Source organism: Arthrobacter sp. JUb115, assembly GCF_004365035.1.
In the GTDB taxonomy this organism is placed as follows: Bacteria; Actinomycetota; Actinomycetes; order Actinomycetales; family Micrococcaceae; genus Glutamicibacter.
The window spans coordinates 295,694-318,957 of sequence record NZ_SOBS01000005.1 but is presented as its reverse complement, the minus strand read 5'-3'; the positions used below and the strand labels follow the sequence as shown (position 1 = coordinate 318,957).

Annotated in this window: 20 protein-coding genes and 1 riboswitch; of the genes, 9 read left to right on the top strand and 11 right to left on the bottom strand. The window is 61.5% G+C overall.

Translation table 11 applies throughout. The features are described 5' to 3' along the window. Positions 1 to 351: 351 nt before the first annotated feature. The 4 genes from cycA to EDF61_RS11380 all read right to left on the bottom strand — a co-directional run bounded on the left by cycA (position 352) and on the right by EDF61_RS11380 (position 5,521). The gene (gene cycA, locus EDF61_RS11395; RefSeq protein WP_133834170.1) at positions 352 to 1,854 is read right to left on the bottom strand and encodes a D-serine/D-alanine/glycine transporter; all 1,503 of its coding nucleotides are present in this window, start codon (positions 1,852 to 1,854) and stop codon (positions 352 to 354) included. 321 nt (positions 1,855 to 2,175) lie between these two features. Further along, a riboswitch (glycine riboswitch) is annotated at positions 2,176 to 2,274 on the bottom strand. Positions 2,275 to 2,502: 228 nt separating this feature from the next. Beyond that, positions 2,503 to 4,761 carry a heavy metal translocating P-type ATPase gene (locus EDF61_RS11390; protein ID WP_133834169.1) on the bottom strand — a complete coding sequence of 753 codons (2,259 nt, stop codon included), beginning with the start codon at positions 4,759 to 4,761 and terminating at the stop codon, positions 2,503 to 2,505. 56 nt (positions 4,762 to 4,817) lie between these two features. Beyond that, positions 4,818 to 5,132, bottom strand: coding sequence for a heavy-metal-associated domain-containing protein (locus EDF61_RS11385; protein WP_105656112.1), 315 nt, complete (start codon positions 5,130 to 5,132; stop codon positions 4,818 to 4,820). A gap of 59 nt (positions 5,133 to 5,191) precedes the next feature. Beyond that, a complete protein-coding gene (locus tag EDF61_RS11380; RefSeq protein WP_105656113.1) occupies positions 5,192 to 5,521 on the bottom strand; it encodes a metal-sensitive transcriptional regulator in 330 nt (109 codons plus the stop codon). Between the two features lie 96 nt (positions 5,522 to 5,617). On the opposite strand from EDF61_RS11380, the gene EDF61_RS11375 reads away from it, so the two are divergent. Together EDF61_RS11375 and EDF61_RS11370 are read left to right on the top strand one after the other, a co-directional pair. Continuing rightward, positions 5,618 to 6,760, top strand: coding sequence for a lipid II:glycine glycyltransferase FemX (locus EDF61_RS11375; protein ID WP_133834168.1), 1,143 nt, complete (start codon positions 5,618 to 5,620; stop codon positions 6,758 to 6,760). A 13-nt stretch (positions 6,761 to 6,773) separates the two neighbouring features. Then, positions 6,774 to 8,048 carry a carboxylate--amine ligase gene (locus tag EDF61_RS11370; protein ID WP_133834167.1) on the top strand — a complete coding sequence of 425 codons (1,275 nt, stop codon included), beginning with the start codon at positions 6,774 to 6,776 and terminating at the stop codon, positions 8,046 to 8,048. A 12-nt stretch (positions 8,049 to 8,060) separates the two neighbouring features. Here EDF61_RS11370 and EDF61_RS11365 read toward each other — a convergent pair whose 3' ends face one another. After that, positions 8,061 to 9,485, bottom strand: a complete 1,425-nt coding sequence (locus EDF61_RS11365; RefSeq protein WP_133834166.1) for a DUF4232 domain-containing protein — start codon at positions 9,483 to 9,485, stop codon at positions 8,061 to 8,063. A gap of 109 nt (positions 9,486 to 9,594) precedes the next feature. On the opposite strand from EDF61_RS11365, the gene EDF61_RS11360 reads away from it, so the two are divergent. Next, positions 9,595 to 10,053, top strand: coding sequence for a GatB/YqeY domain-containing protein (locus EDF61_RS11360; RefSeq protein WP_105662056.1), 459 nt, complete (start codon positions 9,595 to 9,597; stop codon positions 10,051 to 10,053). Between the two features lie 115 nt (positions 10,054 to 10,168). After that, entirely contained in the window at positions 10,169 to 11,416 is a 1,248-nt protein-coding gene (locus EDF61_RS11355; protein WP_286172213.1) for an MFS transporter, read from the top strand. On the opposite strand, the gene EDF61_RS11350 is transcribed toward EDF61_RS11355, so the two are convergent. Both EDF61_RS11350 and EDF61_RS11345 read right to left on the bottom strand, forming a co-directional pair. Beyond that, entirely contained in the window at positions 11,413 to 12,177 is a 765-nt protein-coding gene (locus tag EDF61_RS11350; RefSeq protein ID WP_133834164.1) for a DUF2786 domain-containing protein, read from the bottom strand. The two genes, EDF61_RS11355 and EDF61_RS11350, sit on opposite strands and share 4 nt — an antisense overlap. Before the next feature lie 409 nt (positions 12,178 to 12,586). Further along, a complete protein-coding gene (locus EDF61_RS11345; RefSeq protein WP_133834163.1) occupies positions 12,587 to 13,252 on the bottom strand; it encodes an IclR family transcriptional regulator in 666 nt (221 codons plus the stop codon). Positions 13,253 to 13,421: 169 nt separating this feature from the next. Here EDF61_RS11345 and EDF61_RS11340 point away from each other — a divergent pair, with 169 nt between their 5' ends. The 3 genes from EDF61_RS11340 (at position 13,422) to EDF61_RS11330 (ending at position 17,064) form a co-directional block, all read left to right on the top strand. Then, the gene (locus EDF61_RS11340; protein ID WP_133834162.1) at positions 13,422 to 15,320 is read left to right on the top strand and encodes an FAD-dependent monooxygenase; all 1,899 of its coding nucleotides are present in this window, start codon (positions 13,422 to 13,424) and stop codon (positions 15,318 to 15,320) included. A gap of 112 nt (positions 15,321 to 15,432) precedes the next feature. Then, positions 15,433 to 16,152: an AAA family ATPase gene (locus tag EDF61_RS11335; RefSeq protein WP_102599184.1), complete on the top strand. Its 720-nt coding sequence runs from the start codon at positions 15,433 to 15,435 to the stop codon at positions 16,150 to 16,152. An 84-nt stretch (positions 16,153 to 16,236) separates the two neighbouring features. Beyond that, positions 16,237 to 17,064, top strand: coding sequence for a PspA/IM30 family protein (locus tag EDF61_RS11330; RefSeq protein WP_105656123.1), 828 nt, complete (start codon positions 16,237 to 16,239; stop codon positions 17,062 to 17,064). An 86-nt stretch (positions 17,065 to 17,150) separates the two neighbouring features. Here EDF61_RS11330 and EDF61_RS11325 read toward each other — a convergent pair whose 3' ends face one another. Genes EDF61_RS11325 through EDF61_RS11315 form a run of 3 tightly spaced genes read right to left on the bottom strand, consistent with a single transcriptional unit; the run spans position 17,151 to position 19,980 of the window. Further along, positions 17,151 to 18,014, bottom strand: a complete 864-nt coding sequence (locus EDF61_RS11325; protein WP_133834161.1) for a hypothetical protein — start codon at positions 18,012 to 18,014, stop codon at positions 17,151 to 17,153. Continuing rightward, on the bottom strand, positions 18,011 to 18,700 hold the full coding sequence (locus tag EDF61_RS11320; RefSeq protein WP_105656125.1) for a response regulator transcription factor: 690 nt from the start codon (positions 18,698 to 18,700) through the stop codon (positions 18,011 to 18,013). Before EDF61_RS11320 ends, EDF61_RS11325 begins: the two co-directional genes overlap by 4 nt. Continuing rightward, positions 18,688 to 19,980 (bottom strand): sensor histidine kinase, encoded by a 1,293-nt coding sequence (locus tag EDF61_RS11315; protein ID WP_133834160.1) that lies wholly within the window; start codon positions 19,978 to 19,980, stop codon positions 18,688 to 18,690. The genes EDF61_RS11320 and EDF61_RS11315 overlap by 13 nt, the downstream gene beginning before the upstream one ends. Positions 19,981 to 20,105: 125 nt before the next feature. On the opposite strand from EDF61_RS11315, the gene EDF61_RS11310 reads away from it, so the two are divergent. Continuing rightward, entirely contained in the window at positions 20,106 to 20,714 is a 609-nt protein-coding gene (locus EDF61_RS11310; RefSeq protein ID WP_133834159.1) for a GNAT family N-acetyltransferase, read from the top strand. A gap of 60 nt (positions 20,715 to 20,774) precedes the next feature. Here the strand turns inward: EDF61_RS11310 and EDF61_RS11305 are convergent, their stop codons facing one another. Next, positions 20,775 to 21,533, bottom strand: coding sequence for a FadR/GntR family transcriptional regulator (locus EDF61_RS11305; protein ID WP_105656128.1), 759 nt, complete (start codon positions 21,531 to 21,533; stop codon positions 20,775 to 20,777). A 187-nt stretch (positions 21,534 to 21,720) separates the two neighbouring features. Between EDF61_RS11305 and EDF61_RS11300 the strand changes: the two genes are divergently transcribed. Further along, positions 21,721 to 23,241, top strand: a complete 1,521-nt coding sequence (locus EDF61_RS11300; RefSeq protein WP_133834158.1) for an ABC transporter substrate-binding protein — start codon at positions 21,721 to 21,723, stop codon at positions 23,239 to 23,241. The last annotated feature ends 23 nt before the right edge of the window (positions 23,242 to 23,264 follow it).

Sequence of the window (23,264 nt, the reverse complement as noted above, 5' to 3'; positions counted from 1 at the left end):
GGCAAGTTCCATGGCAGTTTCACCTGCAAGGAACCGGTCAACGATTTCCTTCTTGGTCTCGAAGGAATACTGCTTTTTTGCTGGTTTCTGCATGAGGCATAGCCTGCCATGTAACCGCCACTGATTGTAGAGGCGCTTGCTCGCGGATGTACCGACTTTAATCACTGATGCCACAGACCTATATCCATAGCCTTGCTCGAAGAGTTCCACGAGTTGCTCGCGTTGGTACTCGGATAGTGTGCTTCGTGCGTGCATGAAAATGCTCCCCTAAAGTTGTTGACTTTTACAGTCCAACTTTCGGGGAGCAGTTCAATGCCGGGGCCTGATCGAGAGACCTGTCAGGTGCCCGGGCTACTGGTGGATATCCTCGGAGACCTGCTCCGCGGTTTCCGCTTCAAGCTTGGCGAAGGACTTCGCTTCACGGTAGGCGGCGGCCTCATAGCGTTCGTGCGCCACCTTGGCCAGGTGCGCGGCGCGCAGTGCCTGGTGCTGGGGGTTGCGGCGGATGTACAGGTAGCCTGCGCCCAGGATCAGGAACCATGCCGGGGTGATCAGCAGGGCGCTGAAGGTATCAACCTGGGTGGTCAATGCCCAGAGGATGAAGCCGAAGAAGCCGAGTACCACGTAGGGCATGACGACCCCGCCGGGCACCTTGAACTTCGAGGCGTCATGCAGGTGCGGGCGGCGTGCGCGGAAGACCAGGTAGCTGAGCAGGATGATGGTCCACACGAACATGAAGCACAGGGCCGAGACTGTGGTGACCAGGGTGAAGGCGCCCATCACCGAGTCGCCACTGTAGAGCAATGCGACGCCTGCCAGCAGGAACATGCAGGAGAACATCAGTGCGTTCTTCGGCACCTTGCGGCTTGAAAGCTTGGCGAAGCCCTGGGGCGCATCGCCTTCCATGGACAGGCCGCGCAGCATGCGCGAGGTCGAATAGATCCCAGAGTTGGCGCTGGAGGTCGCGGAGGTGAGCACCACGAAGTTGATGATGCCCGCGGCACCGGCCAGGCCGGCCAGGGCGAACATGCCCACGAACGGGGACTGCTCGGCGGAGAACAGGTTCCACGGTTCCACGGTCATCAAGATGATCAAGGCTCCGACGTAGAAGAACAGGATGCGGATGGGGATCGAATTGATCGCCTTGGGCAGCGTCTTTTCCGGGTCCTTGGTTTCCGCTGCGGTCGTGCCGACCAGCTCGATGCCCACGAACGCGAACACCGCAATCTGGAAGCCGGCGACGAAGCCCATGAAGCCGGTGGGGAACATGCCGCCTTCGGTCCACAGGTTGGAGAAGGAAGCGGTGGCCGAGTCGTGCTCGAAGCCGGTGATGACCATGACCAGGCCGACTACGATCAGCGCGCCGATGGCCACGATCTTGATCAGCGCGAACCAGAATTCGGTTTCGCCGAAGGCCTTCACGGTGGCCAGATTCAGCACCAGCAGCAGTGCGATGCAGCCCAGCGCCGGGATCCACAGCGGAAGGTCGCCCCACCAGAAGGCGACGTAGTGGGCGATGGCCACCACGTCGGCAATGCCGGTGACTACCCAGCAGAACCAGTAGGTCCAGCCGGTGAAGAACGCCGCCCACGGGCCCAGCAGGTCCCCGGCGAAGTCGGCGAAGGTCTTGTATTCGAGGTTGCTCAGCAGCAGCTCGCCCATGGCGCGCATGACGAAGAAGAGCATGAAGCCGATGATCATGTAAACGAAGATGACCGACGGGCCGGCGACCGAAATGGTCTTGCCCGAGCCCATGAACAGGCCGGTGCCGATAGCGCCGCCAATGGCGATCAGCTGGATGTGACGATTGGAGAGCCCGCGCTCGAGAGTGGGATCAGAACTGGTGGTACTCATGCTGGTTGCCTTCCAGGAGTGTGGCGTGACGCCCTGAAGGTGTCCTGCCTCCAAGCCTTCATGGCTTGGAGCGCAGGGACTGGCTTCGTTGAACACATCCGGTACGGAGGATTCCAGCTGGCATGCCCGGCAAGCTGCGCAAGGAGCAGGAGCCGGTTAAGCCACGGGGAGTACCTCGAAACCGGTGCGCTCGGTGCGGCACTGTTCTAGGTCCCTCCCCAATCTGTATGTATACCTGAGAGTTTTCACTTCGGCCCGACTACTGGGCGAAGATTGCTCCTTCGGTGAGCGCGGCGGAACCGTGCTGCTTTCCAGATTTGCCTCTTCGTGGCGGTACGGGTGCCTGAGAGTTTCCCGGGGAGGAAATTGCTCCTACGGCGCCCGCCCATGGTGTGGACGGATCTCTCCCGCCACGCATCAACGGCATATGTGGTGATTGCCATCACAGTATGCGCAGAAAAACGAACGTGGTGCAAGTCGCAATTTCACACTCCAGGCCCCGGATAACCGCTTGGACACGCCAATCGGGGAAAGTGGCGGGCGAAATGGGGGATTTTCTGCTTCGTAATGATTCGGGAAGCAAGGGGCATGGATACGGCTAAGCGGGGCATCGGATCAACCGATGCCCCGCTGTGGAAGCCCGGAGGCCTACTTCCCGAACCGTCGCAGTCGCAACGAGTTCAGTACCACCAGCACCGAGCTGGCTGCCATGGCCGCTCCGGCGATCATCGGGTTCAGCAAACCCAGGGCCGCAATCGGAATGCCGGCAGTGTTGTAGGCGAAGGCCCAGAACAGGTTCATCTTGATGGTGGACAGGGTCCTGGCCGACAGATCGATGGCCTGCGTGACCTGATGCAGGTCGTTGCCCATCAGGGTAATGTCCGCGGCTTCGATGGCCACATCGGTGCCCGAGCCCATCGCGATGCCGAGGTCGGCCTGTGCCAGTGCTGGTGCGTCATTCACGCCATCACCCACCATGGCCACGACCTTGCCCTGCTCCTGCAGCGATGTGATCGCCTTGGCCTTGTCGGCGGGGAAGACCCCGGCGAATACGTCTTCGGCCTTGATGCCTACCTGGGCGGCGACCTCGGTAGCCACCGATTGGTTGTCGCCGGTCAGCAGCACCACGCGCAGGCCGCGCTCCTGGAGTTCGGCAATAGCTTTCGCGGAGCTGTCCTTGATCTTGTCCGCCACCGAGATCACAGCTTGGAACTGCTGGTCCACCGCGACCAGGATGGCGGTCGCGCCGGCCTGTTCGGCTTCCGCGAGCATGGCCTTGGCGGAGTCATCCAAGGAGGTGCCCTGGGCTTCGAGCCAGCTGAAGCGGCCTACGGCAACGCGATGCCCGTTGACCGTGCCGACCACGCCGCCGCCTGGATCCGAATCGAAGTCGCTGGCCTCGGGCAATGGACCCAAGCCGGCTGCGGCCTTGGCGATGGCCTGGGCGATCGGATGCTCGGAATGGTGTTCCACGGCACCGGCCAAGGCCAGGACCTCATTGGGATCGACCCCGTCGATGGCCTTGGTGCCTTGATGGGTCATGATCCCGGTGGTCACGGTGCCGGTCTTGTCCAGCACGATGGTGTCCAGCTTGCGGGTATCTTCCAGGACCTGCGGGCCGCGGATCAGGATGCCCAGCTGCGCGCCGCGTCCGCTACCGACCAGCAAGCCGATCGGGGTCGCCAGTCCCAATGCGCAGGGGCAGGCGATGACCAGCACGGCGACCGCAGCGGTGAACGCCTGGTAGGGATCGCCGCTGGCAAAGAACCAGATCATGAACGTGAGCAGCGCAATGGCCAGTACGATCGGCACGAAGACGGAGGAAATCCGGTCAGCCAGGCGGGCAATGGGCGCCTTGCCCGACTGGGCTTCGGAGACCAGCTTGCCCATCTGGGCCAAGGTGGTGTCCGCGCCAACGCGGGTAGCTTCAATCACCAGCCGGCCCGAGGCATTCAGGGTCGCGCCGGTGACTTCATCGCCGGGCGCAACTCTCTGCGGTACCGATTCACCGGTCAGCAGCGAGGTGTCTACCGCGCTGGCGCCGTCAATGACCACGCCGTCGGTGGCGATCTTCTCGCCGGGGCGCACCACGAAATGGTCCCCGACCTGCACCTGCCCGGCAGGGATCTTCACTTCCGTGCCGTCGCGAAGCACCACTGCATCCTTGGCGCCCAGGTTCAGCAGGGACTTCAGCGCATCGGATGCCGAGGACTTGGCGCGGTGCTCCAGGAAGCGGCCTAGCAGCAGCAAGGTGGCCACGACGCCGGCCGTTTCAAAGTAGAGCGCATGCTCGGACATGGACATGCCGACATGGGCAGTCAGCTGCGGATCGAGGATCAGCTGCACTGCAGAGAAGAAGTAGGCCGCGAGCACACCGAGGGAAACCAGGGTGTCCATGGTCGAGGCCAGGTGCCGTGCGTTGACGGCCGCTGCCTTGTGGAAAGGCCAGGCGCCGTAGAAGACCACGGGAGTGGCCAGCGCGAAGGCGACCCAACCCCAGTGCGGGAACTGCGCTGCGGGAATCATGGAAATGATGAACAGCGGGATGGTGAAGATCGCGGAGACCAGCAGGCGGCGCAGCAGGTGGTTGGGCACCAGGTGCTCGTGCCCGCCGTGCTCATGCTCACCATCTCCCTGGTGATCCGAACCCGCAGGTTTGGGCGGGTGCTTGAGGGAAGCGGTATAGCCGGCGGCTTGCACCGTATCGATCAGTGCTTCATCGGTGACATCGGCTGGGACCTGGACCTTGGCGGTTTCCAGGGGCAGGTTCACCGTCGCGCTGACACCGGGCAGCTTGCCGAGTTTGCGTTCCACCCGATTCACGCACGAGGCGCAGGTCATTCCCTGGATGTCCAGATCGACGGTGCGCAATTCGGGGATTGTTTCATGCGGGGCATGGGAAGTCATGATTTACGACCTTGCACTTTCTTGCCGTTGTGGCTTGGTGCCTGGCTTTTTTGCGGCTAGGCGTTAATTGCTTCGACGGTGTAACCAGCCTCGTCGATGGCATTGCGAATGCTTTCTTCGCTTACGGTTGCGCTGGTGGTGACGTTGGCGGTGGACACGCCCTTCGCATCGAGGAACACTTCGACCTCTTGCACCCCGTCAAGCTCCTTGAGCTCCTCGGTGACAGAGGATACGCAGTGGCCGCAGGTCATGCCGGAGATCTTGATTTCCACATGGCTAGTCAGCGGGGTGCTCTGCTCGCGGGGAATGATCTGCAGGCCCTGGTTGGAGTTCTTTTCCGAGGAGCATCCGCAATTGCAGTTGTGGCTCATGATCTTGCTCTCTTTCGATGAATTCTGTGTGAATTGGAAATGGGTCCGTTGGGGCGCGCTCAGCGCACCAAACGGGAGATGGCGGCCGTGGCCTCAGCGATTTTGTCTTGCACGATGGATGGATCACCCGTCTCGATGGATGACTTGGCCGCATCAACCACGCAATGGCCGATATGGTCATCGATCAGCTGCACGCTGACCTTGTGCAATGCCGCGTTGATAGCGGAGATTTGGGTCAGGATGTCGATGCAGTACTTGTCTTCATCGACCATCTTGGCCACTCCGCGCACCTGGCCTTCAATGCGCTTCAGGCGTCGTTCCAACGCGCTTTTATCCGCGTGATAGCCGTGGTGCTCAGCTGTTTCATGTGGCGTGTGGTTGGTATCCATATTTCGATCATACCCCCTAGGGGTATTAAGTCAAGTACCCCCTAGGGGTATCCAGCATCCCCCAGCCGGAGAGGGAAGCACGGTAGGATTTCACCCGTGAGCCACAACGAACTTCATGTGCGTCCGATTTCCGGCACCGAGCACTCAGCATTCCTTGAGACCGCCCAAGACGTCAGCTTCCTGCAGCGTCCCGAATGGGCCCAGGTCAAGGGCGGCTGGCGCGGTGAATCCCTCGGCTGGTTCGAGGAAGACGAGCTGGTAGGCGCGGCACTGGTGCTGCATCGTGCAGCCCCGGTCATCAAGAAGACCCTCGCCTACATCCCCGATGGCCCGGTCATCGACTTCGGCACCTATGCTCCTGGACAGGTAATCCAGCCGCTGGCCGCCTACCTGAAGAATCGTGGCGCATTCCAGCTGAAGATGGGCCCGGGACTGGCCGTGCGCACCTGGGGTGCCGCCGCGGTGCGCAAGAACCTGGGCAAGGAAGGGTTCACCCAGCTCGCTGACCTTGAAACCCAGAGCACCTCAGGCACCGCGCTAGCGCTGAATGACGCCTTGCTGGAAATGGGCTTCTCCAAAGAAGATGTGGGTCTGGACTTCGCTGCGGGCCAGCCGGAATTCGTGGCCCGCGTGGCGTTGCAAGATGATGACGGCAACCAGCTGGACGTGGACCAGGTCATGGCCAGCTACTCGGCGACCACCCGCAACGAGACCCGCAAGGCGCTGAAGAGCACCCTGGAAATCGAAGTCGGCCAGACCAAGGACATGGCCCGCTTCCATGCCCTGTACAACCACACCGCGGACCGCCAGGACTTCACCGGCCGCCCGCTGGGATACTTCGAGAAGATGCACACCGTGCTCAACGAAGCGGTGCCGGGCTCCTGCACCCTGTACATCGCCAGCAATGAAGGCGTGGACCTGGCCGCATCCATTGTCATCCGTTCCTCGAACCTGGCCTGGTACCTGTACGGCGCTTCCTCCTCGGAGCAGCGCAAGCTGTTCGCGCCGAAGGCGATCATGCAGCACATGGTCATCGATTCCATCGAGGCAGGTTGCCGCTATCTGGACCAGGGCGGCGTGAGCGCGACCCTGGACAAGGAGCACCACCTCTCGGGGCTGACCAAGTTCAAGACCAACACCGGCTGCGACATCGTGCAGACCAACGGCGAGTGGGACCTGGCGCTGAACAAGCCCCTGGCGTGGGCCTTCGAAAAATACATGAACTGGCGCAAGAAGTAGGGAAAACACCACTTTGGCAATCGATCCAACCCAGCCATTTGTCCCGGTCATCCTCGGCGGGGACATCGGCACCTACACCTTGGCGCGCGAATTCTACGAGGCCTACGGGGTACGCTCGGTGGTTCTGCCGGCTGCCGGCAACGGCGTCATCGAGCACTCGGTAGCCATCGAACTGCGCCCCATCGGCTCCATGGCCGACGAGGGACGCGTAGTCGCGGCCCTGGTCGAGCTGGCCGATGAGCTGAAGGCCGCGGCGGATCGGCCGCTGATGCTTTTCGGCTCCCTGGACTTCCACATCATGCTGATCGCCAAGAACCGTGAGCAGCTTGAGGAACAGTACGTCATCCCGTACCCCCAGCTGGAAACCATCGAGGGTGCGGCACTGAAAGAGAACTTCTACGCGCTCGCCGAAAAATTGGGCATCGCCCACCCGCGCACCGCCGTGTATTACCCGGGAACCCCGCTGGATTCGCTGGTTGGTTCCTTCGACTACCCGGTCATCGGCAAGCCATCGAGCTCCGCGGATTGGATCGCCGCCAAGTTCGAGGGCAAGCAGAAGATCCACACCATCGACAGCCGTGCCGACCTCGAAGCCCTGATTTCCAGAATCGATGGCAGCGGCTACGACTCGGGCTACATCTTCCAGGAGTACATTCCGGGCGGAGATGACGCGATGCGCCTGTGCACCTACTTCGCCACCCAGGAAGAAAAGGTCATCTTCGCCGGCTACGGCGAAGTGGTGATCGAGGAGCATGCCCCGCTGGTGCTGGGCAATTCGGCTGCCATTGTCACCGGTCGCAACGATGCGATGGCCGCCGATGGCGCGCGCATGCTCGAAGAACTGGGCTGGCGCGGAATTGCCATGATCGATGCCAAATACGATCACCGCGATGGCCAGATCAAATTCTTCGAGATCAACCCGCGCCTGGGCCGCAACCACTTCTACCTGACCGCAGCCGGGGTGAACCCGGCCCGTTTCTATGTCACCGAGTTCCTCGGCGCGCCGTTCGATCAGTCGAACCCGGAAACCGACGCGGTGGTGGACACCGGGACAGGAGTCTTGCAGCTGTCGCGCCAGCGGCTATTCACCGTGCTGCCGCACCACTTGCTGCGCCGCTTCCTGGACAGCGGAACCGGCCGCAAGGCGGAAGCACTGCTCAAGGCCGGCAAGGTCTCGAACCCGTTGAAGTTCGCAGCCGAGAAGAACCCTCGCCGCAAGCTCTATCTGCTGTTGAATGCGGCCAACCACTACCGCAAGTTCAAGGCGTTCCCGCCGCGCACCCAGTAGGCTTGCCCAGGCCTAGGGCCTAGGAGTGGCCGGTGGTTGCGGTTTGAAGGCGTCTCCAGGAATTGCCCACCCGTCGCGCGCCTGGACCCAGGGGCTTTGGGCGATCTGCGCCCCGTCCAGGATGTCAAGGGACGTCGGCTGGCCATCGTATTGGGGTGCGAGCTGGACCGGTTTCATTCCCTTGGCTGCGGCGATGACCAGGGCAACGGTTTCATCCGGATCCTGGGACGTTGACATGGCATTCCAATCCAGCGTCGAAATCACCGCTTCGCCGGAAGGGATGGCAACGCGTTCAAGGAGGATATCCGGTTCGGGCTGCAGCGCGATATCTGGCTGGGCATCGCCGGCCTCATTGAGGAAATCGATCTGCGGGTAGGACTGCAACGCGCACGAGCGAGCAGAAATGTTCTTGGCGTAGACCGCCATGTACCGTGAACCGGCAGCTGCATCGGGTGCGCCGAGGGCTATTTCCAAGTCCCCCTCTGCGCACAACGGAGCTGGCTGATTCGCTGGCCAGCTTTTGACCTTGTCGGGAAGAACCACAGGCTTGGGAATCAGCCATTGTGGTTTCTTGTTTCCAACCCAGCCTTCAGCAAGGACCTCGTATCGAGGCGATGCCAGCTTGTAGGGCATGGGCTCGCCAAAGGGACCATGCCGCTCCAGCCATAAGCGGGTTTCCTTTTCCGCCTCTGCTGGCGCCTCGTTGCCGAGGACCAGGTTCAATCCGGAATGATCAATGCTGGCGCTCTCGAAGACACCTCGCTTGGCCGCCTCGATAAGAAGCTGGAGCTCGGGAATATCAGTGCGTTTCGCGGGCGAATAGCGCACGGATCGATCTGCTAGTGCCAAATCGGTGGGGTGCTTGGCCTGTGCAGCGAATTTTCCCAGCGCCAGCAGCTGCTCCAAATTAAACGCCGTGGCCGAGTAGTTAGCCGCACTTGCCGCGCCGAGCTCGCGTAGGCGGAATGCGAATGAAGCCCTCTCACCGAGAAGACCAGGCTTCGCTTGCTCTTCGCCTCCAAAGTGCGAAAAATTGTCGGAGACTTCCAGTGGGTAGGTTTTCGTCTTTGAGCCTGGGATATTCTGGGGTTCACCGGCGACAAAGGCCAGGTCGATGTTCCGCAAGCTCAGGGCATGGGCCCCAGCCTGGATCTGTTGTGCCATCTCCCGCACGATTACTTCCGCTTGTGCAGGATCGAGCTGATCCAATAGCACGAATTGCAGGTCAACTGACAGATCCGGTGCGGCCAAGACATCGTGATCCATGACCTCGGAGGACATCTGGACGCCAAGGACCCCGTCCCGGTCCTCGACGGCTGCAACGAAATCGCAAACTTCATCGGGCGCGTCGCAGGAATTCCATGGCTGCCAGATCACCAGGATGGCTGCGATAAGAGCCAGTGCGATGACGCTAGCTCCAGCGCGCAGTGAATTCATCTGGCTACTGTATCAAATGCGACCTCATGCTTGACCGCTGGTACTCCGGAAAACGATAACCGGATAATGCGAGTAAAATTTCAAGCACACGTATTGAAAGCGAGTTCCCATGAGTTTGAAAGATCGCCTGCGCGATGACAGCATCGCCCATCTGAAGGCCGGCAACGAGCTGGAGAAGACGACCCTGCGCAATATCCTCAGTGCCATCGGCACCAAGGAGAAGTCGGGAAAGAACCCCAGCGAGCTCAACGACCAGGATGTCGAGAACCTGCTTCGCAAGGAAGTCGGCAACCGCGAGGAAACTGCTGGCCTGGCCGCCAAGGACGGCCGCACCGAATTGGCTGAACGCGAATTGGCCGAAGCCGCCTTCATCTCCACGTACCTGCCCAAGATGCTTGACGAAGCGCAAGCCCAGGACATTGTCGAGAGGATCATGGCCGAACTTGCAGCCGATCACGACCTGACCATGAAGGACATGGGCCAGGCCATGAAGCTGGTCGGCGCCGAAATCGCTGGCCGCTTCGATGGCAAGGCTGTCTCCCAGATGGTGCGCGCCAAACTGGGCTAGCCAACACTGGACTTTTCATTCGGCACGGGCCGTCCCACTTTTGGGGCGGCCCGTTGCCGTAGTCCAGGCAACGGGGATGGGATCCGGGTTTTGAAGCAGATAGTCTGTGGATACCATGCCTGACTTCCCGAAAAACCGCGCCACCCTGTCCAAGGGCTCTGGCGCACTGCTGATCCTTGCCATCATCCTGGCCTCGCTGAACCTGCGTCCTGCCGTCACCTCCTTGGGGTCCCTGCTTGATCTGGTGATTGGCGACCTGCAGATGAATGGCTTCGTGGCCGGAATGATCACCGGCATCCCTCCACTGTGCTTCGCGCTGCTGGGTCCCTTGGCGCCGCGGCTGGCCGGGAAGCGCGGACCGGAACTAGTGGTGGCCTCAGCCATGGGTGCTGTCCTGTTGGGCATTGCCCTGCGCGCGGTGGCTCCGGGGACCGGATTCTTCCTGCTGTGCACCGCATTGGCCCTTGCGGGCATCGCGGTGGGCAACATTCTCATGCCGGTACTGGTCAAGCGCTGGTTCCCGGGAAAGATCGGGATTGTCACCGGCGCCTACACTACGGCGGTTGCCTTGGGTGCTTCCGGAGTTGCGGGGGTCGCCGTGCCGGTGAATCAGATGCTCGGCGGAAACTGGCGCGTGGGCTTGGGATTCTGGGCAATTCTGGCCTTGCTGGCGCTGGTGCTGTGGCTTTTGGTGTACTTCGGGATGCGCAACCAAATCGCAGCCCAGCAGCAGCATCTTGCCAGTAACTCAAATGATGCGGCCGGCATCGGGCCGATGAGCAAGAACGCCACCGCATGGGGGGTGGCGTTGTTCTTCGGCGGGCAGTCCGCCGTGGCTTATATCTTCATGGGGTGGCTGCCCAAGATCTTCATCGACTTGGGAGTCTCGCCGGCATTCGCTGGATCCCTGCTGGCGATCCTGCTGGGTGTGGGCGTGCCTTTGTCCTTCGTGATGCCGGCGCTCGCTGCCAAATTCTCGAACCAGGCGCCACTGGTGATCTTCAACGGTGCCGTGGGCATCATCGCGATCATCGGCATGCTGCTTGCTCCGGTCCAGGGAGCGGTGCTGTGGGCGGTGCTGCTGGGCATTTGCGGGTCGAACTTCCCGCTGGCCTTGACCATGATCGGCTTGAAGGCCCGCACCGCCGCGGGTGTCTCGAAGCTCTCCACCTTCGGCCAGTCTGCGGGCTATCTGCTGGCGTTCCCCGGTCCGTTCCTGGTCGGGGTGCTGCACGAAACTTCGGGTTCATGGGTTGCGCCAATGTGGCTTATTGCCGGCTTGATCGTTTTCCAGACCCTGGTCGGCATCATGGCCGGGCGTCCGCGCTACATCGAGGACACGCAACTAGAGCAAGTGCGCTAGCTGGCGACTTCGCCGGTCGCGGCTGAGTCGACGTGCTTGTCGAAACCGAGATCTGCCTGGCTTCCTGCGACCCGTCCGGCCAATGAGGCATTGGCGCTTCCGGCTGCGGCGCGGTTCCTGCTGCGGCGCAGGAACGGATATTGGTTGCTGACGAATTCGTCGACCTGTTCCTTGCGGCTAGCCAGGACCAGTTCGGTCCCGCTGCCGCTGTGCACGCTTTCTTCCTGGTAGAGGATGGCGATGCGCGAAGCGACTTGCAGGTAGAAGCTGCGCTGGAATTCGCGGCGTTCAATGGTTTTCTCGGAATCGGTGTACCAGTTCGCGTAGAGCTTGCCCTCCTGTGCCCACCAGTGGGCCATGGCGGCAGTCGCCTGGACAACCAAGGAGGCGAAGAGATTCTTGACGGTAGCTACATCCGATTCATGGCCGATGATGTACAGCCTGCACGAGGTCGAGTAGTTGCTTTGCAGCATGGACACCGTGCGGAAGGCCCGGCCCACAGCGGACAGGCCATCGCGCTGTCCCAGGCGGTAGACGCCGCGCATATCGAAGTGCTCCTCGATAATGGCTTCCTTCTTCTTGCCCCGGTGGGCCGAGTCGGCATCCAGTTCCGCACGGCCGATGCCATAGCGCACCATGAGCCGTTCGGCATGTTCCTGGAAGGCCTGCGCTTCGTGCGGATAAGTGGTGTTCTCGGCCTTGTTCAGCAATAGGGCAATGCGTTCTTTCAAGCGTTGCAGCTTTTGCTCAGAGGTGCTCATGGATTCTTCCTTGCTAGCGGTCCGGCGGTGGCGAAGCGGTCATATCCGGTTCTCCGCATTAGTTTGCCACGAGGGGCAAAGGCCTGCTTGAGGGGCTGTGGGTAACTGCCGCCAGCGGACCCTAGCCGGTTGTGCAAACCGCGCGTAGAGTGAAGGCACCAAGCAGGTCCAGCAGGCCCGCGAACTTCGCTTCGCGGCTGGTCATCGGGAGGTTGTGATGGGTGATTTTCGTGCATACACCATGGAAGAGCGGGCCACGTACCTGGCCCCTTCATGCGATCGCTGCGGGCAGCACCGCCACATAGTGTGGGAGAAGGTCGAAGGAACCGAGACCTACCGTCCGCGTGATGCGGGGTGCTCCAATGAGGCCTGCACCGCCTAGCTAGCGCAGCGTGCGGGCAGGCACCGCTCACGAGCGGATGCCGAGACTTGCCGAGATGCGTGCCGAGGCGGCCGTGAGCACGGCTGCAATGTGGTTGCGATCGCGTTCCAGTGGCGGGTAGATGACTGCGATGGCCGCGGGCTTGCCCTGCGGGAGCACCAGCGGAACGGCAATCGAGGTCAGCCCCGGGATCACTTCGTCATGGCTGAATTCGAAGTCCTTGGCCGGGTGCTCCTGGGGATTGAGCATGGAACGGATGACCCGTCCCGGTGCGCCGTTGTCGATCGGATGGCGGGTGCCCGGGCGCTGGGCCACGGTGGCATCGGCGAGCCGGGGTTCTGCGGTGCTCAGGGTAACGGCTGCCTCGCCATCGAAGACGACAAGCAGCGCTGTCATCTGCAGCTCATCGGAGACGGTGGCCAGATGCGGTGCGGCCGCGGCCTGCAGGGACTTGGCGACGTTGCGCGCCAGCGCGCCCAGGCGGGCTCCCAACTCGAGCTCGCCTGCCGGATTGCGTTCCACGAAACCGAACTGCTCGAAGGTCTTGACCAGCCGGTAGGCCATGGAGCGGTGCACGCCCAGCAGTCCGGCGAGTTCCGAGACGCTCAGCGGCGTCGCGGATTCCCCGATCAGGGTCAGTGCCTCTAGCCCGCGGCCCAGGGTCTGCGAACCGCCTTCGGTGGTTTTGCTCATGTTCCAATCATTCCATCTGGCCTGCGCAGATGCCTGCCGTGCTGTTCCCGGTGTGATCCACGTCTTGCCTACAGCCTACGTGAAAGCTACGATTGTTTCTATAGTTAGAACAGTGTCGCAATTATAGAGACAATGAAGTTCAGCGGCACAGCGATAGGGGAGCCACATTATGCAGATTCACCACAGGGGATACGTTTCCGGGGATCCACGGGTCAAGGAAGCGGCCGGCTACGGCATCGACCGCGCCGAGCAAATTCCCGATGAAATGGATGTGCTGATCGTTGGAACAGGTCCGGCGGCCGCCGTGGTGACCGCGCAGCTCTCGCGCTTCCCGAGCATCAACGCCCGCGCCATCGAGATGCGCCCGGGCCGGCTCGACGTCGGCCAGGCCGACGGCATCCAGGCCCGCTCGGTGGAAACCTTCCAGGCTTTCGGCTTCGCCAACGAGGTTGTCGAAGAGGCCTACCGCAATGTCGAAATGTGCTTCTGGACCCCGGACCCCGAGAACCCGGCGAACATCAAGCGCCATTCGCGTGCTGCCGACGACTCAACCGGAATGAGCGAATTCCCGCACATCTACGTGAACCAGTCGCGCATCCTGGACTACTTCCTGCGTGACGCCGAACGCGCGCCGGGCAAAATCACCCCGGACTACGGCGTGGAATACCTCGGCTGCGAGATCGACCAGGACGCCGAATACCCGGTGTCCGCGCGCATCAAGTACGTGGCAGGGCCGCGTACTGGCGAAGAGCGAACTGTGAAGGCCAAGTACCTGGTTGGCGGCGACGGCGCGCGCAGCCAGGTGCGCCGCTCGCTGGGCCACAAGCTGCACGGCGATGCGGCCCTGCATGCCTGGGGCGTCATGGACGTCATGGTCAACACCGACTTCCCGGACATCCAGGTCAAATGCTCCATCCAGTCCCATGACGCGGGCAATATCCTGCTCATCCCGCGCGAAGGCGGCTACCTGGTCCGCTTCTACGTGGACCTGGGCGAGCTGACCGCCGAGGATGCCGGGGCCATCCGCAACACCCCGGTCGAGGAAATCGTGGCCACGGCCAACCGCATCATCCACCCGTACACCATGGACGTGAAGAACGTCGCCTGGTTCTCGGTCTACGAGGTGGCCCACCGCATCACCGACGGCTTCGACGACGTTTCCGATGAGGAGCGCGGCACCCGCTGCGCGCGCGCCTTCATCATGGGCGATGCCTGCCACACCCACTCGGCCAAGGCCGGGCAGGGCATGAACGTGTCCATCCAGGACGGCTTCAACCTGGGCTGGAAGCTGGCCGCCGTGCTCGAAGGCCGCGCCCCGGATGCGCTGCTGGATACCTACGCCGGGGAACGCAAGGTCATCGCGCAGAACCTGATCGACTTCGACAAGGAATGGTCCACCCTGATGGCCAAATCGGTGGACGATTGGGAAGACCCTGACGAGCTGGAGAAGTACTACACCAAGACCCAGGAATTCCCTGCCGGGTTCATGACGCAGTACACCCAATCGCCGATCACCGCCGGCCTGGAGCACCAGGATCTGGCCCCGGGCTTCCCGGTGGGCAAGCGCTTCAAGTCCGCCGAGGTCATCCGCCGTTCGGATAACCGCTGGCGCCACTTGGGCCACTTCCACGAGGCTGACGGACGCTGGCGTATCTACGCCTTCGCCGATGCGGCAGCACCGGCACTGGAGGGCACCGCAATGGCCGACTTCGCCGCTTGGTGGAGCGCCGATCCGGCATCGCCGCGCAACCTGTACACCCCGGCAGGCGGGGACGAGGATGCCGTTTTCGATGCCAAGGCCATCTACCAGCAGGACTATACGCAGGTCGAGCTGCATGATGTGCCCAAGGCCTTCCAGCCGCTGAAGGTCCCGTACGGCCTGCACGACATCAACCAGGTATTCACAGCCGGCCACGGCCGCGACATCTTCCGCGACCGCGAAATCAGCAAGAACGGCGCCATCGTGGTGGTTCGCCCGGATCAGTACGTCGCCGGGATCTTCCCGCTGGATGCGCGTGAGGAGATCGCCGCGTTCTTCGCCGGGAACATGCTTCCGGTCAACGGCTAGGAAACCCTATTGGCTCTTTTGGCCGCACCCTGCTGAACCATGGGTGCGGCCAAGGGGCCAAGCCTGCATAACTGCCGCCAAGCTGTCGCGCGCTGCTGGTAGCCTCGGGTGCATGAGCGCACTTTTCGACACGCTGCCGGTTCGCCGCATCACCGAACATCCCAAGGCACCCATGGATCGTTCCGACTGGGCCGCCCAGATCCCGGCGGTGCAGCAACTGCTTGACGAGGGCCTTGAACTGGGCCAGCTGACTGTGCTGGTGGGGGAAAATGGCGCGGGAAAATCAACGCTCGTCGAGGCGATTGCAGCGGCCTTTGGGCTGAATGCCGAGGGCGGAACCCGCAACAGCATGCACCAGACCCAACCCACCGAATCCGGGTTGTCCTCGCACCTGCAATTGGAACGCGGAGCCGGTGCGTCCAAGGCCGGCGTGTTCTTGCGCGCGGAAACCATGCACGGGCACTTCGCCTATTTGGGCTCCATCGGCTCGCGCGGAAAGCACAATTTCCAGAGCCATGGCGAGTCCTTCGTCGAGTTCTTCACCGAGCGCTCGTATGTCAATGGGTTGTGGGTTTTCGACGAAGCCGAATCAGCGCTGTCCTTCAATGGCTGCCTCATGCTGCTCTCGCATATTGCAGATCTGCTGCGTTCCGGTTCCCAGGTAATTCTCTCCACCCACTCGCCAATTCTTGCTTCCTTGCCGGAGGCGCGAATCTATGAAATCGGGGAGTGGGGCATCCGCGAATCGGACTACGACGAGTTGGACATGGTGCGGAACTGGCGGCTTTTCCTGGATGCCCCGGGACGGTACCTGCGCCATTTCAATGACTAGATTGCCGACGCAGCGTGGTCTTCGGTTAGAGCGGCGCTGCTAATTCCCCTAAGCTTTAAGCAACGGAAGACGAAGGGACGCACTATGGCCAAGAAGCGCTCAATTTGGGCTCGAATGTTCGGTATCGGCAAGGCTAACGCCAACGCCGCTTTGGATGCTCTGGAGGATCCGAAGAAGATGCTGGACCAGTCGGTTCGCGAATACACCAACAACATTGCCCAGGCCGAGCAGGCGGTTGCCCAGACCATCGGCAACCTGCGCATGGCCGAGGACGACCACGCCAAGTTCCAGCAGGAAGCCAAGGACTGGGGCAACAAGGCGCTGGCCGCGTCGAACAAGGCTGACGAATATTCTGCAGCCGGTGACAGCACCAACCAGCAGAAGTTCAACCAGCTGGCCACGGTGGCCATCCAGCGCCAGATGGACGCCGAGAAGCGCGCCAAGAACCTGGGATCCACGATCACCACCCAGCGTGATGTCGTGGCCAAGCTGAAGACCGGTCTGAACACCATGCAGACCAAGCGCCAGGAACTGGTGGCCAAGCGCGATGAGCTGGTGGCCCGCGCGCGCAATGCCAAGACCCAGAACCAGATGATGGACACCCTCAAGGCCCTGGACATCAACGACCCGACCAGCGAGATCAGCCGCTTCGAGCAGCAGATCCGCCAGGACGAAGCCAAGGTCCGCGGTGCGCAGGAACTGGCGGCCTCTTCCCTGGATGCGCAGTTCGCGCAGCTGGAAGACCTCGGTGCCGAGACCGAAGTTGATGCGCGCTTGGCAGCCTTGAAGGCCAGCAACGCCCCACAGGACATCCTCGAGGAAGCCGACGGCGCAGCGCAGATCGAAGCCGGCGCACCGCAGGTTTCCGAGATCGAAGCACGCCTGGCTGCCTTGAAGAAGAACCAGGCCTAGGTCCTAGCCACAAGCGCCAAAGCGTCCCTTCCCGGATCACTACTGATCCGGGAAGGGACGCTTTGCCTTTTTCGTGGGAACCGGGTCTAGCGGCCAACCGATTCCTGGGCGGTGCCTGCTGGATGCAAGGTGGCACTGCCTGCGGAGACATCGATCGTGATCTTGTTAGGGGAGTTCGGATCGGTGGCGAGCAGGTTCTCGACGGATCCGGCGGCCGTATTCTGCCGCAGGTCGTAGGTGGCCTCGGGCAGTTCCAGCTCCAGCGAGCCGGCGCTGACACTGCCCTCGATGCTCTTGGGCGCCGTGCCCGAGAGTTCGCCAATGAGTTCGCCGGCCGAGATATCAAACCGGGCGCTTCGGACATTGTCCAGGCGCACCGTTGCTTCCCCTGCGCCCAAGTCGATATCGGCGGTGTGCGCGCTGCCGGTGAGGTTCAGCTCCCCGGCGCCGACTTCAACCACCAGGTCCTTGTAGGCGCCGACTGCGTTGAAGGATCCGGCGGACAGCTCGAAGTCCGCATCCAGCGTTCCGTTGTCCATGGATTGCGGAAGCACCAGCGTTGCCTCGTTGTCGTCGAATCCGCAGCCGAAGAAGCAGAAGTTGTCCCAGGCATTCGGGGCTTCGACGATGAGCCGATTGCGCTCCCGATGCAGCTTCCAGCTCGCGGCCTTGGCGCTTTTGACTTCAAGTGTTGCCTTGTCGGTGTCCGCAAAGACCAGATCGAAGCGTCCCGAGCTCGCCGAAACTTCCAAGGCGGTCACCCCGGAGACCTCTGTTTCGTGGACCGAATGCTCCCGGGAGACCGAAGCAAAGGCGCTGCGTGCCGTGGCGATGACCAAGGTGAGAATGACCAGCCCGCCGAGCACCGCGAGGATGATATTCAGCGGCTTGCCGTTGTTGGGTGGCGCCGGTGGGTTTGGCGGTAGCGGCATGGTTTGCGTGGTAGTCATGATCCTGTCCTGTCTGTGCGGTTGGTGCCCAGGGTTTCAATATGAGCCAGGGCTGCCAGCACGCGCCGGTTGCCCGTTCCGTCGGCTTCCAAGCCGAGTTTCTGGAAGATGGAAGTGATGTACTTTTCTACGCTGGCCTCCGAGAGGAAGAGCAGCGCGGCGATCGCCTGGTTGGATTTTCCTTCGGCCAGTGCGGCCAGGACTGTGCGTTCCCGGTCGGTCAGCTTCTGCATGCGGTCATCGTGATTGCGTCGAGTCAACAGCTGTGCCACCACTTCCTGGTCCAAGACGGTTCCACCACCTGCAATCTGCTCCAGCGAGGCAATGAACTCGCTGACATCCGCAACGCGGTCCTTGAGCAGGTAGCCGATCGCTCCGGACTGGGTGGAAATCAGTTCCGAGGCGTAGCGCTCCTCGACGTACTGGGAGAGCACCAGCACCGGCAGGTCTGGATACTTCTTGCGCAGTTCCAGCGCCGCACGGATGCCTTCATCCGTGTAGGTCGGCGGGAGGCGGACATCCAGGATGCAGACCTGCGGGAAATCATCGGCGGACGAGTTGTCCAGGAAATCCATCAGCCCGCTGGTTTCGGGCAAATCCGCGACAACATGGTGGCCGCTGTGGGCCAGCAACCTGACCAGCCCTTCACGCAGAAGGACCGAATCCTCGCAAATCAGTACGCGCATGGCACGTTCACCTCCACTGCAGTTGGCCCGCCCTGGGGGCTGTCCAGGTTGAAGGTGCCGCCGGCGGCGAGCACCCGATTATTGATTCCATCCAGGCCGCCGCCGGGGGTGATGAGCGCCCCGCCGGTGCCGTTGTCCTCGATGCGGGCCCACAGGCTTTGCTGGCCCTCATGCTCCCGGACCCTCACGGTGATCTGGCAGCGCTGGGCCCGCGAATGCTTGGCAGCATTGGTCAGCGCCTCGGCAATGGCGAAGTACACCGCCGCTTCGGCCACGCGCGGATAGCGCCCATTGAGCTGGATATCCAGGCCCACCGGGATATGCGAGCGGCCTGCGATAGCCGAGAGCGCCGCATCCAGTCCGCGGTCATCGAGTACCGACGCGTAGATTCCGCGGGTGAGCTGGCGCAGTTCGGTAATCGCGGACTTGGTTGAAGCATGGGCCTCGGCCACCAGTTCCTTGGCCTGGCGCGGATCGCTGTCGATCTGCTGGTGCGCAAGCCCCAAGGTCATGGCCACGGAGACCAGCCGGGGCTGGACCCCATCGTGCAGGTCGCGTTCGATGCGGGTGCGCTCCACCTCTGCGGCGCGCACCGCTCCTTCACGCTGCACCGCGGTGGTGCGCACGCGTTCGACCAGTGCACTCTCGCGGGCAATAGAACCGACGATTCCCACGGTGACCATCCGGTGCAAGAAAACCAAGCCGATAACCACTGCTATTCCCAGCAGCGCCGCCAGCACCAACCAAGGTGCCTGGCTTACTGGAGTCTGGAAGCCCCACAGCCCGGGAACGGTTCCCAGCGGGTCGGCACTATCTGCCTGCAAGACCGGGGCGAAGGCAACGATGGACGAACGCACGGCCATTTGCAGGGCAGTGAGCATCAGCGAGCCGGCCAGGCAGGAGAAGAGCAAGCTTCCCAGCAGCGCCCACATGCGTCCGTTGGACACATTGCGTCCGAGCGAACGGACGTATTCGCCAAAGCCTTCACGGCGGCGTGGCCGCCAGGTCAGCGGAGCGACGTCCATGTCGTAGAGGTTGCTGATTCGAGTCAGCTCGAAGCGGGCCAGGCCGAAGAGCGCATAGACCAATCCGGCCAAGACGACCAGGCCCAAACCGAGGATCGGGGTCAGCGCGACGCCTACCGAGAGCCAGGCCAGCAGCAGCGAAAACAGGATCAGGCCGGCAGACCCGAACAATGCCATATGCAGCAGCGTCATGCCCAATCTCAGCGGGGGACGGGCAGGTGCGGTGCCCGGTAGAACCTTAGGTGTCGAAGTCATACCTCAACACTAGAGCGCGCAGGTCAGCGCCAACACCGAGGGAACCGGAGTTCTTCATTATGGAAAACCCGAAGAATTTGCCTCCCAGGGTGCCCTTTGGGCTTTTCGGAGCGCAGGATGGACAGATGGACACGAACCAGGATCCGCAGGCGGCAGGAACAGCGCCCATCGAGATCAGGCCCATGGCCGAAGAACGCATGGACGACTTCGCGACGGTAGTGAATCCGAGCCGGAGGCAGAAGCATTGCTGGTGCTTGTCGCACCGGATCGGTGCCGCCGAGATCAGGGAACGAGGCGCAGGGGACCGGTTCGCCGCCATGCGCTCACTGAGCACCGAGCCGATTGCCCCGGGAGTGATCGCTTATCGCGCAGGGGAACCGGTGGGCTGGTGCAGCATCGCTCCGCGATCGAGGATCCCACTGCTGGAAAAGTCCAAGCTCATCAGGCCCGTGGATGATCTGGAGGCTTGGAGCATCACCTGCATGGTGGTGCGCAGCGGCTACCGCCGCCAGGGCGTGAATCGGGAAATGGTCCAAGGCGCAGTGCAGTATGCGCGGGACCTCGGGGCGCCAGCGGTCGAAGCCAACCCCGTGGATCCGGCAGGGCGGATGGACCTGACCATGGCCTTCGTCGGAACCAGGAAGATGTTCGAGCAGGCCGGGTTCGAGGTCGTCGGGGTCAGCGACGCCCAGGCCAGCAGGATGCCCCGGCTGATCATGCGCAAACTGCTCTGACCCGGTGACGCTGTGTTGCATTTGCTCCGATTTGGCACCGGGATGAAGAACCGGCGTGAATTAGCGAGGTTCCGTCAGCGCTTCAACGCCGCGCACCCCTTCATCATCCAGACGAGGTTTGAAATACGTGGAAATGGCCGTCTTGGCTGCGTTTCCGGCAGTGACTGGCTCTCTGGCTTCAATTGCATCGAAGATCGCTCGGTCCAATGCCACCACTTTTTTCATTTCTAGGGACTCGTTGTCCGCGTGGCTCATCTGGTCATTCATGACGCTCAAGATGGCACCGGATACCGCCTCGCCACAGATTCGCAACAGGCTGTTGTGGCTGGCTTCCCATACGGCCGCGTGGAAATCGAGGTCGGCCCGGTTGAAGGATCCGGAGCCCGCAGCCGCCTCAGATTCCATGCGTTCAACTGCATCGCGCATGACCGATAGTTGCTCGGAACTATGCATTACGGCCGCTAGCTGGCAGGCGGAACTCTCCAGAACGATTCTGAATTGCACCAATTCCGAGAGCGAGAGGGTAGCTATGCGCGCCATATTGGCAAAGGATCTGCCCAGATTATCCGTGGAAACCGGCAAGACAACTGGACCGCTGCGGCTACCGGGACGCGACGCAATGAGGCCTTGGCTCTGTAATACTCGCAGTGCCTCGCGGACCGTTGGCCGGCTGACGGAGAACTGCACCATGAGCTCGCGTTCACTGGGAAGGTGCTGGCCAGGTTCAATTTCCTTGGACAGAATCGCTTCCTCGATTTGTTGCACGACTCGCTCGTAGGTCAATGTTGGCACGGCCGGCGTGAAAGTTAGCTTGCTCAATTGGGGCCTTCCTTTAGCTGCGAGTGGAAACGGTTAGCGGACAAGGTATTGCAGTTCTCCGGGGCGGCACCGCCCCAGCCAAATATTTCGACAACTGGTAAGACCAGAAAACTTAGTAGAAATATCAGCATATATGGTGTTGTATGGATCACATCACTCAATGGACATGTTGACCGATGGAGATCCCATGAAAGAGAAAAAGAACTACAGTCGGCTTGCGGCGACAGTGCTGGTTGGCTCTCTGGCGCTAACCGCGTGCTCTGCAGGATCAGGCGGGACTTCGTCGGAAGGCTCGGCCGAAAACACTTCAGTGACCGTCGCGCTAACTGGTGAGCCGGTCAATCTGGACTTCACCACGACTGCAGGCGCTGCTATTCCGCAAGCACTCATGTCCAATGTCTATGAAGGATTGGTCGAGATCGACCAAGAAGGAAAGATCCAGCCGTTGCTCGCCGAATCGTGGGAGCTGAGCAACGGGAACAAGACCTATACGTTCAAGCTTCGCGAAGGCGCAACCTTTTCCAATGGCGAAGCGTTCACTGCCGATGACGTCAAATTCAGTATCGAACGAGTCCAATCCGATGACTGGGTCTCTAGCTTGAAGACGAAAATGGAAATCGTGGACTCTGTCGAGGTCCTCAGTGATTCCGAAGTCGCCATTACCCTGAAGCAGCCGAGCAATGCCTGGCTTTTCGACATGGGCACCTTGGTCGGAGCCATGTTCGATCCAAGCGGCGTTGACGAACTAGCTTCGACCGCCATTGGGACTGGGCCATACGAAATTGATGCGTGGAACCGCGGGCAGTCCATCGAACTCGCGACACGCGATGACTACTGGGGCGAGAAACCGCAGGTTGAAAAGGTCTCACTGCGCTACTTCGCCGATGCGGTAGCCACGACCAATGCACTTCAATCCGGCGACGTGGATGTCGTCTACAACATGCAGTCCCCGGAACTGCTGTCCGGTTTCGAATCAAATGACAAGTTCCAGGTCCTTGACGGCACCTCCAATGGCGAGATCGTCTTGTCGATGAATAACAAAAAAGCTCCGTTCGATGACAAGCGCGTGCGCCAAGCCGTCATGTATGCCATCGACCGCCAAGCTGTAGTCGACACCGCATGGAACGGCTACGGCACGGTGGTGGGCGGACCGGTTCCGACCACCGACCCTTACTACGAGGATCTGAACGATATCTACCCGTACGACCCGGAGAAGGCCAAGGCGTTACTCAAGGAAGCTGGAGCCGAGAACCTGCAGATCACTTTCAAGGTTCCAACTCGCCCCTACGCAACCGCAGTCTCTGAAATAGTCGTCTCGCAACTGGCTGATGTCGGAATCGACGCTAAGATCGAGTCCTCTGAATTCCCCGCGGTCTGGCTCGACGAGGTCTTCACCAAGCACGATTACCAGATGTCGGTCGTCCTGGCAGTGGAGAGCCGAGATGTTTTGGCAATGTTCAACAACCCGGATTACTACCTGGGCTACGACAATTCAGGCATTGAGGAGCTTGCCGCTAAAGCCGATGCTGCCGACGAAGTCGGATACGTGGATGGCATGAAAAAGGTGGTTCGCACCATCGTTGATGATGCAGCTGCAGATACCCTGTTCATCTTCCCGAACATCGTGGTAGCCAAGGCAGAGGTGACCGGCATTCCGGCCAACTCCGTGACCGAAGCATTGGATATGACCAATATCGGCTGGAAATAGCTTCCATAGCCGCACCGACAAAG

What these genes read in the sequence shown, in the direction of transcription:
- cycA (WP_133834170.1), bottom strand. Translation starts at nt 1,854, where the DNA reads ATGAGTACCACCAGTTCTGATCCCACTCTCGAGCGCGGGCTCTCCAAT.
- EDF61_RS11390 (WP_133834169.1), bottom strand. Translation starts at nt 4,761, where the DNA reads ATGACTTCCCATGCCCCGCATGAAACAATCCCCGAATTGCGCACCGTC.
- EDF61_RS11385 (WP_105656112.1), bottom strand. Translation starts at nt 5,132, where the DNA reads ATGAGCCACAACTGCAATTGCGGATGCTCCTCGGAAAAGAACTCCAAC.
- EDF61_RS11380 (WP_105656113.1), bottom strand. Translation starts at nt 5,521, where the DNA reads ATGGATACCAACCACACGCCACATGAAACAGCTGAGCACCACGGCTAT.
- EDF61_RS11365 (WP_133834166.1), bottom strand. Translation starts at nt 9,485, where the DNA reads ATGAATTCACTGCGCGCTGGAGCTAGCGTCATCGCACTGGCTCTTATC.
- EDF61_RS11360 (WP_105662056.1), top strand. Translation starts at nt 9,595, where the DNA reads ATGAGTTTGAAAGATCGCCTGCGCGATGACAGCATCGCCCATCTGAAG.
- EDF61_RS11355 (WP_286172213.1), top strand. Translation starts at nt 10,169, where the DNA reads ATGCCTGACTTCCCGAAAAACCGCGCCACCCTGTCCAAGGGCTCTGGC.
- EDF61_RS11350 (WP_133834164.1), bottom strand. Translation starts at nt 12,177, where the DNA reads ATGAGCACCTCTGAGCAAAAGCTGCAACGCTTGAAAGAACGCATTGCC.
- EDF61_RS11345 (WP_133834163.1), bottom strand. Translation starts at nt 13,252, where the DNA reads ATGAGCAAAACCACCGAAGGCGGTTCGCAGACCCTGGGCCGCGGGCTA.
- EDF61_RS11340 (WP_133834162.1), top strand. Translation starts at nt 13,422, where the DNA reads ATGCAGATTCACCACAGGGGATACGTTTCCGGGGATCCACGGGTCAAG.
- EDF61_RS11335 (WP_102599184.1), top strand. Translation starts at nt 15,433, where the DNA reads ATGAGCGCACTTTTCGACACGCTGCCGGTTCGCCGCATCACCGAACAT.
- EDF61_RS11330 (WP_105656123.1), top strand. Translation starts at nt 16,237, where the DNA reads ATGGCCAAGAAGCGCTCAATTTGGGCTCGAATGTTCGGTATCGGCAAG.
- EDF61_RS11325 (WP_133834161.1), bottom strand. Translation starts at nt 18,014, where the DNA reads ATGACTACCACGCAAACCATGCCGCTACCGCCAAACCCACCGGCGCCA.
- EDF61_RS11320 (WP_105656125.1), bottom strand. Translation starts at nt 18,700, where the DNA reads ATGCGCGTACTGATTTGCGAGGATTCGGTCCTTCTGCGTGAAGGGCTG.
- EDF61_RS11315 (WP_133834160.1), bottom strand. Translation starts at nt 19,980, where the DNA reads ATGACTTCGACACCTAAGGTTCTACCGGGCACCGCACCTGCCCGTCCC.
- EDF61_RS11310 (WP_133834159.1), top strand. Translation starts at nt 20,106, where the DNA reads ATGGACACGAACCAGGATCCGCAGGCGGCAGGAACAGCGCCCATCGAG.
- EDF61_RS11300 (WP_133834158.1), top strand. Translation starts at nt 21,721, where the DNA reads ATGAAAGAGAAAAAGAACTACAGTCGGCTTGCGGCGACAGTGCTGGTT.